The organism is Leisingera aquimarina DSM 24565, from assembly GCF_000473165.1.
In the GTDB taxonomy this organism is placed as follows: domain Bacteria; phylum Pseudomonadota; class Alphaproteobacteria; order Rhodobacterales; family Rhodobacteraceae; genus Leisingera; species Leisingera aquimarina.
The window spans coordinates 1,996,167-2,011,758 of the sequence record NZ_KI421504.1; the positions used below are offsets into that span (position 1 = coordinate 1,996,167).

A 15,592-nucleotide genomic window follows, 5' to 3' on the forward strand; every position below is an offset into this window, starting at 1 on the left:
GCATCAAACGGTCAGAACAGAATTTCCCGCGGCGTGTAGACACTCAACAGCAGCGCGAAGAGTCCGTACATCACGGCCACGAAAACGGCGGTAGTCAGGGCGCGCTTGATCCAGGTTTTGGCTTCGGAATGCGGCGCGGGGTCGTAGATCGACAGCAGAATGAAAAAGGCGATGGCGGTGGCGGTGTAGAACCCCAGCGCCTTGGCGGCCAAGAAGACATAGATCAGCATCACCGCCACCCCCGGTACCATGTTCAGGAACATGGTGCGTGAGACGCCCGAGCCGACCTTGCTGAGGCCCAGAACCGCCTTGCCAAAGGTCCAGCCGGCCAGCACCACAAAGACGGAGGCTATCAGGCGTGGGAACAGGAAAGCTTCGGCGGGTTGTTGAGTGTAGCTGATCCAGGCAACCCAGATGCCGACGGCAAAGACCAGGCCGGAGCCGAAGATGTGCTGAGACCGGTTCATGCCTGCGCCTCCTCTTTGGTGGTGTAGCGGCGGCTGCGCAGCTCCATCCAGGCCGAATAGGCGACGGAAGCAACAACCACGGCGATCAGGAAGATGTTCAGCCCGCCGGACAGGAAGTAACTGGCCCGGCCCACGGTGGCGTCGGCGATCATGCCGCCTTGGATGAAATTGGATTCCGCGATCGGACCCAGGATCAGACCCAGCACCAGCGGTGCGGCGGAGAAGCCGAAGCGTTCCAGAAAGTACATGCCGATGCCCAGGCAGGCCATGACATAGACGTCGCCCATCGAGCTTTGCACCGAGTAGGCGCCGAACACCGACAGCGCCAACACGATGGCGGCCATCACCGATTGCGGCACCTGGGCGACACGGGCGGCAAGGCCAGCCACATAGAGGCCGAAGAGGCACATCAGAACCTGGCCCACCAGCATCGAGTTGATGAAGGTCCAGGCCACATCCGGGTGGTTGTCGAACAGGTCGGACCCTGGAAAGATGCCGTGGATCAGCAGCCCGCCCAGCAGCACGGCGGCGGTGGGGCTGCCAGGGATCGACAGGGTCAGCAGCGGCACCAGCGACGGGCCGACCATGGCGTTGTTGGCGGCTTCTGCGGCGATCACGCCCTCGCTGTGGCCTTTGCCGAACTTCTCTTTCTCAGAGGAAAACTTCTTGGTCTGGTCATAGGCCACCAGCCCGGCAATCTGGCCGCCGACACCGGGGATCAGCCCGATGATGGATCCGGTGATCGTGCCGATGCCCAGAGCGAGGGGGCGGCGGATCAGCTCCTTGGTGGCGTCCAGGACCGAGTGTTTCTGCACTTCGATCACCTCGGCGCCGGTTGTGCGGCGGCCCTTGGCGAACATGGTCAGCACCTGCGGGATGGCAAACAGGCCGATGAGGGCGGCGATGATGTTGATGCCGCCGCCAAGGGACGGGTGGAAGATGAAGCGCTGGGCGCCCATAATGTCGTCAAAGCCGATGGTGGCCAGCCACAGCCCGATGCAACCGGACAGCAGGCCTTTGACAACGGAAGCTGAATCGAGCGAGCCGATCACCGTCACTCCCAGAATGGCCAGCCAGAACAGATGCGAGGGGCCGAATGCAAGCGCCCATTCCGCAAGCAGCGGGGTCAGGAAGATCAGCAGCAGCACACCGAAGATGCCGCCGACGGCGGAGGCCAGGAACGACAGCTGCAGCGCCTTGGCGCCTTTGCCCTGTTTGGCCATCTGGTGGCCGTCGAGAGTGGTGGCGATATTGGCCGGCGCGCCGGGGATCTTCAGCAGGATCGCACTGACGGCGCCGCCTGCAACTGTGGAAGTATAGGCAGCCCCCAGCAGGATCAGGCCCTGCACGGCCTCCAGGTGGAAGGTGAAGGGGATCAGCAGCGCCACTGCCATTGTGGGCGAAAGCCCCGGGGTTGCGCCCAGGATAAGCCCGCCAATCGTGCCGCCCAGAAGCAGCAGGAAGGACAGCGGCGAGAAGACGTCTCCGAAGTAAAATATGAAGTCCATTCTGGGCCTCCCAACCCGGCTGATCGCGTTTTTACGTTTCTTGACAATTCAGGTTAGGCCATGAAAATAGTATTGCAAACGTTTTCATAAACTGCACTGAGGGAGGGGAAATTTTGTCTGCAAAACAAAAAGGTAACGTCGATATCGTCGCGGTGGCAAAGGCTGCAAAAGTGTCTCCCTCCACGGTGTCGCGCACCTTCAACCACCCCGATCTGGTCAGTCCGGCGACTCGCAAGAAGATCAACCGCGCAGTGCAGAAGCTTGGCTATATCCGCAACCGCGCGGCGCAGACGATGCACGGAAAGCGTTCAGCCACTATCGGTCTGGTTGTGCCGACAATCAACCATGCGATTTTTGCCGAGGTGATCCAGGCGTTCTCGGATGCCATCGACAAGGAGGGGTTCAGCCTGCTGCTGGCCTCGCACGGGTATGATCTGGACCGGGAATACGCGATGGTGCGCAAGTTTCTGGAGCACCGGGTCGACGGGGTGGCGCTGATCGGGCTGGAGCATTCGCAGGCCACCGCCCGGCTGATCGCGCAGCAGGAAACCCCGGCGATGGCGATCTGGAACTATGCGCAGGATGCGGCATTGCCCTGCGTCGGGGCTGACAACAGGCAGGCAGGCCGGATGGCGGCGGCGCATCTGCTGGAGCTTGGGCACCGCGATATCGGCCTGATCTTCCCTGACACACAGGGCAATGACCGGGCGCGGCACCGGCTGTCGGCGGTGCTGGAAACCCTTGAAGCTGCGGGCATCACCGTGCCGCAGGACAGAAAATCCGAGGCGCCTTACAGCGTGGCGCAGGCCAAGCAGGCAGCCTTGGACCTGCTAGCGGGGCCGTCCCGTCCGACGGCGCTGTTGTGCGGCAATGACGTGATTGCCCAGGGCGCACTGTACGGGGCGCAGAAACGCGGGCTGAAGGTGCCGGAAGAGCTGTCGGTGATGGGGATCGGTGATTTCAAAGGCTCGGCTGACATTGAACCCGGCCTGTCAACGGTCCGGATCCCGGCTGAGACCATCGGAACGCTTGCGGGCGCAGAGTTCACCCGCTTCATCACTTCGGATACGCCGGAACCTTTCAGCCTGTGCTGCGACCTGGAGCAGATCATCCGGGGGACAACCGGGCCGGCCTGAGCAGCACCGTTCAGCCGGGCAGGCCGCTGGACAGGTCGCAGGACCGGATGAAGGCGCAGCATTCCTCGGACAGCGCCGCAAAACGCGAGCGGTCGCGCTGGTACAGATAGACCTCGCGCCTGTCCGGCAGATCAGCAATCGGGCGGAAGGCCGTGGTTTCTGGCATGAACCGGGCCACTGTCTGCGGCAGCACCGTGACCCATTTGCCGGTGCGCACCATGGTGATCAGCGAATGGGTGTTGTGAATTGTCACATCTGCGCCGCTGCTGGCCGCTACAAAGCGTTCATTGCGGATCAGATCGCACAGGGCATTGCGGACAAATCCCGCGCCGGTGACATCCGCAATGGAGGGCGGGGCGTCCTGCTGAAACAGCGGATGCCCTGCGGAGCAGACCAGACCGAAGCGGTCCTCGAACAGAGGCACCGCCGTGACCCCGTTCAGCGGGTGGTAACCGGAGGCGATGCCGATATCCGCCTTGCCCTCGGCCAGCGCATCCAGCACCTGCTGGGTGTCGGTATCCCGCAGCTCAACCTTGAGGCCGGGGTAGCGGGCGGTCATATGCTCCAGCACCGGCGGGAACACCAGCGCCGCAACTGAGGGAACCGAGACGATGCGGATCAGCCCGTGAATGGCCTCTGCCGCCATCTCGATGCTTTGCACGGTGTGATCAAACTGGCGCACCTGTTTCTGGGCCAGTTCAAAAACCTGCTCTCCCAGTGGCGACAGCTGGTTCTTGCGTTCGCCTTCGAACAGCTTTTTGCCCAGATGGTCTTCCATCTGCTTGAGGGTCATTGAGATGGCCGACTGGGTCCGGCCCAGCCGGTTGGCCGCCTCTGACAGGTTTCCGGTCTGCGCCACGGTGCAAAAGGCGCGCAGCATTTCGATTTTAAGCGCCATGACTTCAGAATTTCTGTAGTTACGTTCAGTTAATTGAGTTTGACTGATGCGGGTGCCGAAGTCCATCCTGCTGTAAACCTGAAATTCAGCATCTGGGGCTTCACCGTGACCAAACTGAACCTGATTGCCGGCGAATGGCTGGCTGGCGAAAGCGAAATCGAAAACCGCAACCCTTCGGATCTGAGCGATCTGGTCGGCATGTTTGCCCAGGCCAGCGCCGACCAGCTGGAGGCGACGCTGGACCAGGCGCAAGTTGCGCAGCGTGAGTGGGAAGCCTATGGCATGGAGCGCAAACAGGCCGTGCTGATGAACATCGGCAACGAGCTGATGAGCCGCGCCGAAGAGCTGGGCACCCTGCTGGCCCGAGAAGAAGGTAAACCGTTTGCTGAAGGCAAGGGCGAAGTCTTCCGCGCCGGTCAGTTCTTCACCTATTACGCCGCCGAATGCCTGCGTCAGCTGGGCGAAAACGCCGATTCTGTACGCCCCGGCGTTGAAATCGACGTGCGTCGCGAGGCGGTTGGCACCGTTGCCATCATCAGCCCCTGGAACTTCCCGACCGCAACCGCGTCGTGGAAGATTGCGCCGGCGCTGTGCTATGGCAACGCCGTGGTTTGGAAACCTGCCAACGTCACCCCGGCATCGGCTGTTGCACTGACTGAAATCATCGAGCGTCAGGATATCCCTAAGGGCCTGTTCTCGCTGGTCATGGGCTCGGGCCGCTCGATCGGTCAGCGCCTGGTGGAAAGCCCCAAGGTCAACGCCATTTCCTTCACCGGTTCGGTTCCCGTTGGTAAAGGCATCGCCTCGGCCGCGATCCAGAATCTGACCAAGGTGCAGATGGAAATGGGGTCCAAAAACGCGCTGGCGGTTATGGACGATGCAGATATTGATCTGGCTGTGACCCTCGCGCTTGGCGGTGCCTTTGGCAGCACCGGTCAGAAGTGCACGGCGTCGTCGCGTCTGGTTGTGCATGCTTCGGTTCACGATGAATTTGTCGAAAAACTGGTCGCGGGCGCCAGCGCCTACAAAGTTGGCCACGCCCTGGAAGAGGGTACGCAAATCGGCCCTGTTGTCAGCCAGCAGCAGCTGAACGAGAACCTGGCCTATGTCGATCTGGGCAAATCCGAAGGCGCCGAACTGGCCTGCGGCGGCCAGCGTCTGGAGATGCCGCACGAGGGTTACTACATGTCCCCCGGCGTTTTCCTGAGCACCAACAACCAGATGCGCATCAACCGCGAAGAAATGTTCGCGCCGCTGACCAGCGTGATCAAGGTCGGCAGCTACGACGAGGCGCTGAGCGTGGTGAACGACACGAACTTCGGCCTGACCTCGGGCATCGTGACCCAGTCGCTGGCCCGCGCCACCCATTTCCGCCGCAACGCGCGCACCGGTGTTGTCACCGTAAACCTGCCGACCGCAGGCACCGATTACCACGTGCCGTTCGGCGGCCGCGGCGACAGCTCCTATGGCCCGCGCGAGCAGGGCAAGGCGGCGGCGGAGTTCTATACCACCGTCAAGACTGCCTACATCAGCGCCGGCAAGCCGGCCTGAGATTGAAACCTTGGCAGCGCCGGATACCGGCCTGCCAGTTTGCGGAAGTGCCCGTCCTCCTTGTTTCCCCTGTGGCGGGCGCTTCCTGCCCGCCGACAGAAGGCCGGGTGCTGGACTTTGAAAATCGAGGTGCTTGAATGACCGGATACCGTATCGACTGCCTGCAATATGCCAACTGGTCGGAAAAGATCTTCCGGCAGCTGCGGACAGGCAATGTGGACGCGATCCAAGTCACCATTGCCTATCACGAGAACTTCCGCGAGACGGTTCTGAACTTCGAGCAGTGGAACCGCTGGTTCGAACAGTATCCGGACCTGATCATGAAGGGGCAGTGGGCCTCCGACATCGACAAGGCCCGCGAGACCGGCCGCACTGCGGTGTTCTTCGGCTTCCAGAATCCGTCGCCGATCGAAGATGATATCGGGCTGGTCGAGATCCTGCACACCCTGGGCGCACGTTTCATGCAGCTCACCTATAACAACCAGTCGCTGCTGGCGACCGGCTGTTACGAGGCCGAGGACCCCGGCATCACCCGCATGGGCAAGCAGGTCATCAAGGAGATGAACCGCGTCGGACTGGTTGTGGACATGAGCCATTCCGCCGACCGCTCCACCATCGAAGCGGCTGAGCTGTCGACCCGTCCCATCGCCATCACCCACGCTAACCCGTTTGAATGGTCACCAGCGCTGCGCAACAAGAAGGATGATGTGATCCGGGCTGTTACCGGCCACGGCGGGATGCTGGGCTTTTCGGTCTATCCGCATCACCTGAAGGACAAGGGCGCCTGCACCCTGCAAAGCTTCTGCGAGATGATTGCACGCACCGCAGAGACATACGGGGTGGAGCACCTCGGCATCGGCACCGACCTGTGCCAGGACCAGCCCGACAGCGTCGTCGAATGGATGCGGGTCGGCCGCTGGAGCAAGGAAATCGATTACGGCGAAGGATCAGCCGCTGCCCCGGGCTTCCCGGAAATGCCAAGCTGGTTCAAGGACAACCGCGACTTTGGAAACATCGAAGACGGCCTTCGCGCGACGGGCATGAACGATGACGAGGTCAGCGGCATCATGGGCGGGAACTGGCACCGGTTCTTTGCCGAAAACTTTGGCCCCAAAGGATAACCTAAATGGAAACAACCGCGCAGACATCAATATCACTACGGGACCCGGCGCAGGTCATGCGCCTTAGCCGCCTTGGCTCATTGCACCAATGCCGCCTCAGCTTCATGCGGATTCTGACGCGGCGCATGGCCCGCGAAAACTGGAGTTTTTCGCGCCCGAAGTTTGATATTGATGAAAACGGGGTCGGTGTTGCAGTCTTTTCCGCAACCGGCCCTGCGCGGACCTATTCTCTGATCGCCTTTGCTCACGATCTGCCGCCTGAAATGCGGTCGGATCGTGTGATTGCAACTGCGTGGGACGCCACCTTTGCCTTGTTTGATGGTGTCCCGACGGACGAGGACATCGAACGCCTGTCGAAAAATGTCCCCTATCAGGAAGCCGGCCGGGTCAGCGAACGCGAGATTTCGGTATCGCGTGCGAACCGCTCTGTGCGCCTGTGGGAACATGTGGTTTCCGCTTTGTCCGAAGGCCGCCAGCCGGATGCCACCCAGCTTGATGCCGTCGGCTATCTGATGCGGACCACGGCCGTTTACGGATCGGGCAAATTGGGCGCCGCGGATCGCGAAATGATCGCAGAGCGCCCGGAATTCCAGGTTCCGTTCCAGGCCGAGATGCTGTCGGTTTTCCTGACCCGCTGGTTCGTGCGCGATCTGGTGCAGCATATGGCAGATCTGCGCGCCAAGGCGGCAGGCCGCGCCGCAGCGCAGCTGGACCCGGAACTGGCCCGTTCGCTGGGGATCGGCAATTCAACCGGACTGGGCATGGCTCCGTTTCTGCTGAACCATCCGGTTCTGTTCAACAACTGGATCTCAGCCCGCGAGGATGCGATCCGTATTGTCCGCAGCCTGGACAGCGCTTCGGAGGACGAAATCGCTCTGTTCCTGCGGCTTTTGCAGCGCAGCAAGAGAAATGTTGCATTGTGGCAATCCGAGCATGAGATTCAGGTGCGCAAACTGGCCGGGCTGCGGAACGATCTGGAACAGATCGATGCCTATTTGAGCACTCCGCAGGTGCTGGCCGGTCCTCAGCCATGGGATCAGATGCACCGCTGGGCAGAAGAAGCCTTGTCTCTGGAAGGCCAGGAATGGCTTGCCTCAATGATGCTGGAACCCTACGGCAGCCTGATTGACGACTTGAGCGACGGTATGGCGGCAGACAACACGCCGACGTTCCGGATCGCCGGAGCGATGACCATTGAAGAACTGCGCGGGCTTCTGACGCGGATTTATGAATGGGCGATCGGTACAGACTGGCAGAAACGGGAAAACCGCGCCCGCGCCTGGTATGTTTCGGAGGAAAAGCTGGAACCGCGTCTGGGCGAACGGTTCGAGGAGCCGGTGGAAGAATACGAGCAGCCGCTGGCGCCTGGCCGGGATGCTGCGGCGCTGTTCAATGCGCTGGCGCATTGGCAGGGGGAGATCCGCGTTGCCGAGTTCCTTCTGCGCCATCCGGAGTACCGCCATACGGTGCGCCGCGCGCAGATCGCAGGCCGCGCACCTTATGCAGAGATCCGTGACAATACGATTTCGCACGACGTTCTGCCGATTGACATGCTGCGTTGCAAACTCGCTTTCTTCGGCGCCACGCAGTTTGATCCCCGCTCTGACCGCTGGGTGCGGATCTGCATGTACGGCAATGCACCCTATCCGCAGGAGCTTTCGCAGGAGAACGCCGAATTCTGGGTCTATCCCAGGCTGGAAGAGGGGGCATTGGCATGAACCATTCCCTGAATGAGATCGAAGCAATGTGCAAACGCGCTGCCCGTGGCGCCGGCCTTTCCTGGGGCCTGGCGGAGGAAGCCGCAAAGGGCACGCGCTGGCTCTCTTCGTTTGGCTTTCCGGGGGCGGAACTGCTGGCTGCGCTTCTGGAGCTGAACGACCGTCTGCCGCCTGCCGATTTCGCGCCGTCGGCGCTGACCGGCGTGTGGAGCGCGCCCTCGGGCCGGATGAGCCCGCTGATCGCCGGCGCCGCCTTGAGCGACTGCGCGGTGCAGCTGATGGATGCGGGCCGGATCGAAATGGAGCGTGTTTGCGTGCCGCTGCTGCTGGTTCCTTTCGCTGCAGGGGCCGCGTTGCGGCTGGAGACCCCGGTCGCTGTTGAATGGGCAGGTGTCTACCTTGCAACAGATGGCCGCCAGCTGTGCGCGCGGGGCGCTCCCGATGCCTACACAGCGATGCTTGCTGACAAGGTCGCTTTCAGCACTCCGGCTGAAATGACCGACCGCCGGGAGCCGGTTTTGCGCGGCAGCGCTCCGGCCGAGGCCTGGGACCGCCTTGGCGTCCTTGCCCACCGCACATATGCGCCCGCCACCGAAGCTTCGCGATTGCGCGGCGCAGGTGCCGGGCTGTCCGACAACGACTGAAGAGGCGTCGCTATGACCGAAACCAAAATCCTGACCCTTGCCGAGATCGAGGATCTGTCCTTCCGTGCCCTGGTGGCGGCGGGCACATCCGAGGCCAACGCCCGCCCGCTGGCTGTTGCCACCGCAGCAACCGAAGCGGATGGCGTCGCCAGCCACGGCTTGGCCTATATCCCGATCTATGCCGAGCATGTGCAATGCGGCAAGGTGGACGGGCAGGCGGTTCCAGCTCTGGCGCGTCCGCGTCCCGGCGTGGTGGCGGTGGATGCCGCCACCGGCTTTGCCCATTCGGCGATCGACATGGGGTTCGAGGCGCTGATCCCGGCAGCCCGCGAGCAGGGTGTCGCGGTTCTGGCGATCCGCAACAGCTATAACTGCGGCGTGCTGGGCTATCACACCGCCCGTCTGGCCCGCGCAGGCCTGGTGGGTCTGGGCTTTACCAACGCACCGGCCTCGATTGCGCCGTCTGGCGGCGCCAAGCCGGTTGTCGGCACCAACCCGTTTTCGGTGGCGGTGCCGGGCGAAGACGGCGAGCCGGAGCTGCTCATCGATCAAAGCGCCAGCACCATCGCCAAAAGCGAAGTGATGAAACACGCCCGCGAGGGCAAGGAGATCCCGCTGGGCTGGGCGCTGGACGCCGACGGTAATCCGACCACCGACCCGGACGCCGGCCTTAAGGGGTCAATGGCGCCGTCGGGCGGTTACAAAGGCGTCGGTGTTGCGCTGCTGACCGAGATCATGGCCGCAGCTCTGACCGGTGCAACCCTTGGCATCAACGCCTCGCCGTTTTCCGGTACTGCAGGCGGGCCGCCGAAAACCGGCCAAATGTTCATCGCAATCGACCCGGTTGCCACCTCAAATGACGCTTTTGGTGCTGGAATGGCCGGGATCGTAGAAGCGGTGCGCGGGCAAGCCGGCGCACATCTGCCGGGCGACGGGCGCCGCACCAAGCGGATCAAAGCCCGGACAGATGGCGTCGCGGTCAGCGTGGCAACGCTGAACAGGATCAAAGCCCTGATGGGCTGACGCCTGATCCCGGCGGGACCGCAACCCGCCGGAAAATCCGCACTTCGGTGCGGCACGTGCGAAACGGGAGGAAACGCATGTCAATTAAACAACCTTTCACCGATTTGGAGATTAAAACCTCCGACGGTGGCTTCTATAAGGGGCACAGCCTTGAGATCGCCTTGCTCAGCAAGGGGATCATGGTCGCCTTGGTTCTCTGGGCACTGGTCTGGCCGGCAAACGCCACTGGCGTTCTGGGCAGCCTGAACTGGCGCATTCTGGAAGACTTCAACGCCTTCTACATCGTCATCGTCGGCTTCTTCGCCTTTTTCCTGTTTGTGGTCGCCGCATTGCCGCAAACCGGTAAGCGGATCATGGGGACGCCGGGTCAGGCCAAAGAGTTTTCGGACTTCTCCTGGTTCTCGATGATGTTCGGCGCCGGTCTGGGCGTCGGTCTGATGGTTTTCGCAACCGCTGAACCGCTTGGCCTTTGGGGCTCCAACCCGGAAGTGCTGGCGCAGAATGTGGTTCCGAACACCGAAGAAGCGATTCAGTCCGGCTTCCGCTACACGTTCCTGCATTACGGCTTCCATGCCTGGGCGATCTATGTGGTGACCGGCCTGTCGCTGGCCTACTACGCCTATACCCGCGATATGCCGCTGACCATCCGTACCGCGCTGACACCGCTGTTCGGCAAGCTGATGAACGGCTTCGCGGGCCATGTGGTTGACGTGCTGGGCGTGGTTGCCACCATCCTGGGTGTGTCGGTGACCATCGGTTTCGGCGTGTCGCAGTTCGTTGACGGTGTCTATGCCATCACCGGCATGGAATGGATGATGGACATGAGCGGCGACGCTCCGGCACCGGGCACTGTTGGCCTGCTGTCCGGCCTGTTTGCCATCATGGGTCTGTCGATCATCTCGGCTGTGTCCGGCGTGGGCCGCGGCGTGAAGTACCTGTCGAACCTGAACCTGGTACTGTCGCTCATCTTGCTGCTGACCTTTGTGGTCTTTGGTTCCTTCATGTTCGCCATGACCACCTATGCCTCGGCCTTCGTGGATTACATCCTGCACTTCGTTTCGCTGAGCTTCGGCGCCTATGGCCCGCAGGCGGCAGCTGACTTCACGGCAGCACTGCCTGCAGACGCGGCGCCTTATGCGGATGCGCTGCGCGGTGGTGCCACCAACGCATGGGGTTCGTTCGACGGCTTCAAGTCGGGTCTGGAAGGCGAAGCAGCCGCCCTGTCCGACGACGTTCTGTCGGCTGCCTATGCCGCGGGTGAACCGCAGCGCCAATTCGGCTGGCAGGCAGGCTGGACCACCTTCTACTGGGCCTGGTGGATCGCGTTCTCGCCCTTCGTCGGCCTGTTCCTGGCGCGCATTTCTCGCGGCCGTTCGGTGCGTGAATTCATCATCGGCTGCGTGTTTGCACCGGCGATGGTCTGCTTTGCCTGGATGGCTATCCTTGGCGGCACCGCAATCGACCTGGAACTGAACGGTGCGGCAGAAGGCGCCATCATCGGTGCGTCGAACACGGCCAAGCTGTTCGTGACCCTGCAGAGCATGATCGACGGCGGCCTGCTGTCCGGCATCACCATCATGTGTGTGGTGCTGATCATGACCTTCCTGGTCACTTCGGCAGACTCCGGCATCCTGGTGATGAACACCATCATGTCTGGCGGCGACCAGAACATCGGCAACAAGCACAAGATCGTTTGGGGCCTGATCCTGACTGCTGTGATCGGCACCCTGCTGTTCGCAGGCAAGCAAAACGGCGGAGCGGACCCGATGGAAGCGCTGAAAAGCGCAATGATCATCGGCGCGCTGCCCTTTACCATGGTCATGGGCCTGATGTGTGTGGCGCTGGCCAAAGCGCTGTTCCGTGACGGTCAGCGTGAAAAGGCAGGGGCAAGCGCACCTGCTGAATAAACAACAATGCCGGGCGGACCTTATCAGGGCTGCCCGGTAAACAGATCAGCCGCCCGTTCAGGCGGCAGCAGGGCCGGCGGGAGAGATCCCTCCGGCTCTTTTCAGTTGGGGCTGGCCGGATCCCGGCTGGCTGAGGCCTCCCGCTTGAACCACTTCAGCATCCGCTCCAGCGCGCTGCCGCCGGTTTCGCGGTGCTGCAGAAAGTAACTGTGGGGCCGGTCCGAAACCGCAGGCCGCAGCCGCAGCACCTCGCCGGCAGCCAGGGCCTGATCGGCGATCCCGGTCCAGCCCAGCCCGATGCCTTCGCCGCGCCGTACCGACTGTAGCAGGAACGGGTAGGCGTCGAATTCTGCTGCAGTGCCGAATTGCGGCGCTGTCAGGCCGGCTTGGGCAAACCAGCCCTCCCAGGTCAGAAAACCGGAGACGCCAGTGTCGAAATGCAAAAACAGTTCCGGCGGAACCCGCGCAATATCCGCGCCCGCTTCGGGATGGGCCTCCAGAAAACCAGGACTGCAAATCGGGAAGGTTTCTGCCGGGATCAACGGAAAATAGGGGCGGTCGGGCATCCGTGACGGATCCCAGACCACCGCTGCATCCAGGCGGCTGAGGTCGATGTCGCCCAGCTGATCGGTGGTCACCACCCGCACCCGGCCGCCGCCCAGATAGGCGCGCAAGTCCGAATAGCGCGGCATCAGCCATTGATCGGCAAAGCCGAAGGTGCAGGCGAGCGTCACCTCATCCGTGTCCGGTGCGGCCAGAATCTCGCTCCAAGCCTGATCCACATGGCCCAGCCCCAGCGCCACCGCATCGGCCAGCCGGGTGGCATTGGCAGTCGGGGCGATCCGGTTGTTGTTGCGCTCGAACAGCGGCTGCCGCAGGCGCTCCTCCAAAGTGGAGATATGGCGCGAGACCGCAGGCTGGCTGAGGCCCAGCTCCGCGGCGGCGCGGGACAGGCTGGCATGGCGCACCGCCACTTCCAGCACCAATAGGGAATTCAGCGATCCGGCAGTGGGGCGTATTGAGCGTTCCATAGGAAATTGTTAGGGAGCGCATGCTTTTTTGGCCAGTGGATATTGCGGGGCCTGAAGATAATCTGTTGCGGATTGAACTTTGCACCGACAACAGGCGAGACCTCCCCATGCCGCAGCGCCCCCTTTCCCACATTCGCGTTCTCGACTTCGGCCATTACCTGGCCGGGCCCCTGACCGGCATGATGCTGGCCGACATGGGCGCCAAGGTGATCCGCATCACCCCGCCCGGCGGCACCGGCTTTGACGGCCCGGCCTTCGACATGCTGTCGCGGGGCAAGCAGACACTGGAGCTGGACCTGAAGTCGGAGGAAGGCCGCGCCACCGCAATTGAGCTGGCCAAGCGCGCCGATGCGGTGATCGAAAACTTTCGCCCAGGGGTGATGCAGCGCCTTGGGCTGGGTCCGGATACCCTACGCGCCGCCAATGATCAGCTGGTGTATCTGTCGATGCCGGGCTTTGCCTCCACCGACGCCGAACTGGCCGAGCTGCCCGCTTGGGAGGCGGTGATTGCGGCCTACACCGGCCAGTTCACCGACATGGGCCTGAACCGCCGCCTGATGGGCATCAACCCGTCTTTCTCGCCGCTGACCCTGGCCTCGGCCTATGGTGCCAGCTTTGGCGCCATGTCGGTGCTGTTTGCCCTGAACGCCCGCGAAGCCAATGGCGGCGACCATATCGAGGTGCCGCTGGCGGCGGCGCTGCTGGAAGGGCTGGTCTACAACTGCGAACAGATCGAGGATTATCCCGAACGCTACAAATCCCCCCGCGAAGTGGAGCTGGACCGGCGCGAAGCCGAAGGCCTGCCGATGAACCTGAAGTTCGGGGAACTGTCGGAATTCCTCGACCCATTCTACCGCACCTACACCTGCGCCGACGGGCGCGGCTTCTATGTGGTGGCCGGCTCGGTCGCCACCCACCCGCGGCGGGTGCTGGAGACTTTGGGGCTGAAGGACCTGGCTGATGAGCTGCCGGATTTCTCCGCCTATCTGGACACCAAGGACTGGCCCGCCGAATGGTCGATGCGCAATTACCCGGTGGGGGCGTCGGACCGTGAACGGGTGTCCTCGGCGATGAAGGCTGCCTTTCTGACCAAGCCGTCACATGAATGGGAAGGGCTGTTCGGCGCCGCCAAGGCGCCCGCCACAGCGCAGCGTTTCACCAAGGAATGGCTGGACGATCCGCATGCGCTGGCCTCAGGCCTGGTGCTGCAGGTGGAGGATGGCAAGCATGGCGCGATGCGGCAGATGGGCAATGTCGCCTGGCTGGCAGGCGACGCAGGTGCAGCACACAAGGTCAGCGCCGTCAAAGCTGATCTGGCGGTGCTGCTGGCAGAGCCGGAGCGCAGCACTGGCGGCGGTCACGAGGGCAAAGGGTGGCTCGACGGATTGAAGATCGTTGACCTCACCAATGTGATCGCCGGGCCGACCATCGGCTCGAACCTGGCGCGCTACGGCGCGGAGGTGACACTGGTGCAGCCGGTGGAGCCGTCTGTCGATCCATGGAACACGGTGGTCTTTGGCATCCATGCGCAGCGCGGCAAGGAGAGCATCCTGCTGAATCTGCGTACGGACGAGGGGCAGGACGCGCTGGCCCGTCTGATTGCCGACGCTGACGTGATCACGATGAACGGCACCGACCAGCAGCGCGATTATCTGGGTCTGTCCCCAGAACGGCTGGCAGAGATTAACCCGCGTCTGATCCTTGTGCAGCTTGATGCCTTTGGCGGCCCCATGCGCGGGCCTAAGTCCGATCACCTGGGCTATGATGATCTGGCGCAGGCAGCCACCGGCGTGATGCTGCGCTTTGGCGGCGGCATGGAGACACCCGAAGAGCACGCCCATTTCGGCACCATCGACGTGCTGACCGGCTTCTGCGCCTGTGTTGCCCTGGGCGGCGCCCTGCTGCGGCTCAAGGAGACCGGCAAGGGCGGGGTGGCGCGGGCCTCGCTGGCGGCAGCGGGCAACCTGATCCAGGCGCAGTTCATGTACGGCCACGCGGGCAGGGTACCCTTTGACGAACCCTCGGGCCGCGAGGCACTGGGCTGGGGGCCGTTCTACCACTGCTACCGGGCCTCGGACTGCTGGTTCTTCTTTGCCGCCCCCACTGAACGCGGCGCTGCGCTGGTACGGGTGGCTGAGCTGACGGATCTGGCTGAGATGCCGGAGGATCAGCTGTTCGGCGCATTGGCGGAGCGGTTCCGCACTCAGCCCTTAGCGCATTGGCGCGCGACGTTTGCCGGCACCTCTGCCACCGCCGTGCCTTTGTCGTCGCTGCACGAAACCCGCGATGCGGCGCTGCAGCTGGAAAGCGCCGGCAGCATAGACCTTGCACAAGCAACTTTCCGGGTGATCCGCCACGACCAGCACCCGATGGGCCGCTGGTGCGATCTGGTGGCGCCGAATGCGGTGCGCCCGCAAGCAGGCCGGATCACTATCCCGGGGCCTGCGCCGAAATACGGCGCGCACACCAGAGCCATTCTGGAGCGGTTGGGTTATGCGCCGGAACAGGCTGAGGCAATGATTGCCAGCGGTGCTGCGGGTGAGGCCTGGTCGGAGAAATACTTGCCGGAGTAGGCCCGGATCTGCGGT

The 15,592-nt window shown here is 62.8% G+C and carries 12 protein-coding genes; 8 read left to right on the forward strand and 4 right to left on the reverse strand.

Annotated features, from left to right (window positions below):
• Nucleotides 1-11 precede the first annotated feature (11 nt).
• Entirely contained in the window at nt 12-467 is a 456-nt protein-coding gene (locus AQUI_RS0113950) for a tripartite tricarboxylate transporter TctB family protein (RefSeq protein ID WP_027258052.1), read from the reverse strand.
• Nucleotides 464-1,975, reverse strand: coding sequence for a tripartite tricarboxylate transporter permease (locus tag AQUI_RS0113955; RefSeq protein ID WP_027258053.1), 1,512 nt, complete (start codon nt 1,973-1,975; stop codon nt 464-466). The genes AQUI_RS0113950 and AQUI_RS0113955 overlap by 4 nt, the downstream gene beginning before the upstream one ends.
• A gap of 113 nt (nt 1,976-2,088) precedes the next feature.
• Here AQUI_RS0113955 and AQUI_RS0113960 point away from each other — a divergent pair, with 113 nt between their 5' ends.
• Nucleotides 2,089-3,111, forward strand: a complete 1,023-nt coding sequence (locus AQUI_RS0113960) for a LacI family DNA-binding transcriptional regulator (protein ID WP_027258054.1) — start codon at nt 2,089-2,091, stop codon at nt 3,109-3,111.
• Between the two features lie 10 nt (nt 3,112-3,121).
• Here AQUI_RS0113960 and AQUI_RS0113965 read toward each other — a convergent pair whose 3' ends face one another.
• Complete coding sequence (locus AQUI_RS0113965) at nt 3,122-4,009, reverse strand: LysR family transcriptional regulator (RefSeq protein ID WP_027258055.1); 888 nt, start codon at nt 4,007-4,009, stop codon at nt 3,122-3,124.
• A gap of 105 nt (nt 4,010-4,114) precedes the next feature.
• On the opposite strand from AQUI_RS0113965, the gene AQUI_RS0113970 reads away from it, so the two are divergent.
• The 6 genes from AQUI_RS0113970 to AQUI_RS0113995 all read left to right on the forward strand — a co-directional run bounded on the left by AQUI_RS0113970 (nt 4,115) and on the right by AQUI_RS0113995 (nt 11,973).
• Nucleotides 4,115-5,560 carry an aldehyde dehydrogenase family protein gene (locus tag AQUI_RS0113970; protein ID WP_035920331.1) on the forward strand — a complete coding sequence of 482 codons (1,446 nt, stop codon included), beginning with the start codon at nt 4,115-4,117 and terminating at the stop codon, nt 5,558-5,560.
• A gap of 137 nt (nt 5,561-5,697) precedes the next feature.
• Nucleotides 5,698-6,681 carry a membrane dipeptidase gene (locus AQUI_RS0113975; RefSeq protein WP_027258057.1) on the forward strand — a complete coding sequence of 328 codons (984 nt, stop codon included), beginning with the start codon at nt 5,698-5,700 and terminating at the stop codon, nt 6,679-6,681.
• Between the two features lie 5 nt (nt 6,682-6,686).
• A complete protein-coding gene (locus AQUI_RS0113980) occupies nt 6,687-8,399 on the forward strand; it encodes a hypothetical protein (RefSeq protein ID WP_027258058.1) in 1,713 nt (570 codons plus the stop codon).
• The gene (locus AQUI_RS0113985) at nt 8,396-9,043 is read left to right on the forward strand and encodes a DUF3726 domain-containing protein (protein ID WP_027258059.1); all 648 of its coding nucleotides are present in this window, start codon (nt 8,396-8,398) and stop codon (nt 9,041-9,043) included. The genes AQUI_RS0113980 and AQUI_RS0113985 overlap by 4 nt, the downstream gene beginning before the upstream one ends.
• Nucleotides 9,044-9,055: 12 nt before the next feature.
• On the forward strand, nt 9,056-10,066 hold the full coding sequence (locus AQUI_RS0113990; protein WP_027258060.1) for an Ldh family oxidoreductase: 1,011 nt from the start codon (nt 9,056-9,058) through the stop codon (nt 10,064-10,066).
• Between the two features lie 77 nt (nt 10,067-10,143).
• Nucleotides 10,144-11,973: a BCCT family transporter gene (locus AQUI_RS0113995; RefSeq protein WP_027258061.1), complete on the forward strand. Its 1,830-nt coding sequence runs from the start codon at nt 10,144-10,146 to the stop codon at nt 11,971-11,973.
• 101 nt (nt 11,974-12,074) lie between these two features.
• Here the strand turns inward: AQUI_RS0113995 and AQUI_RS32245 are convergent, their stop codons facing one another.
• Complete coding sequence (locus tag AQUI_RS32245; RefSeq protein ID WP_027258062.1) at nt 12,075-13,004, reverse strand: LysR family transcriptional regulator; 930 nt, start codon at nt 13,002-13,004, stop codon at nt 12,075-12,077.
• Between the two features lie 107 nt (nt 13,005-13,111).
• Between AQUI_RS32245 and AQUI_RS0114005 the strand changes: the two genes are divergently transcribed.
• Complete coding sequence (locus AQUI_RS0114005) at nt 13,112-15,577, forward strand: CoA transferase (protein WP_027258063.1); 2,466 nt, start codon at nt 13,112-13,114, stop codon at nt 15,575-15,577.
• The last annotated feature ends 15 nt before the right edge of the window (nt 15,578-15,592 follow it).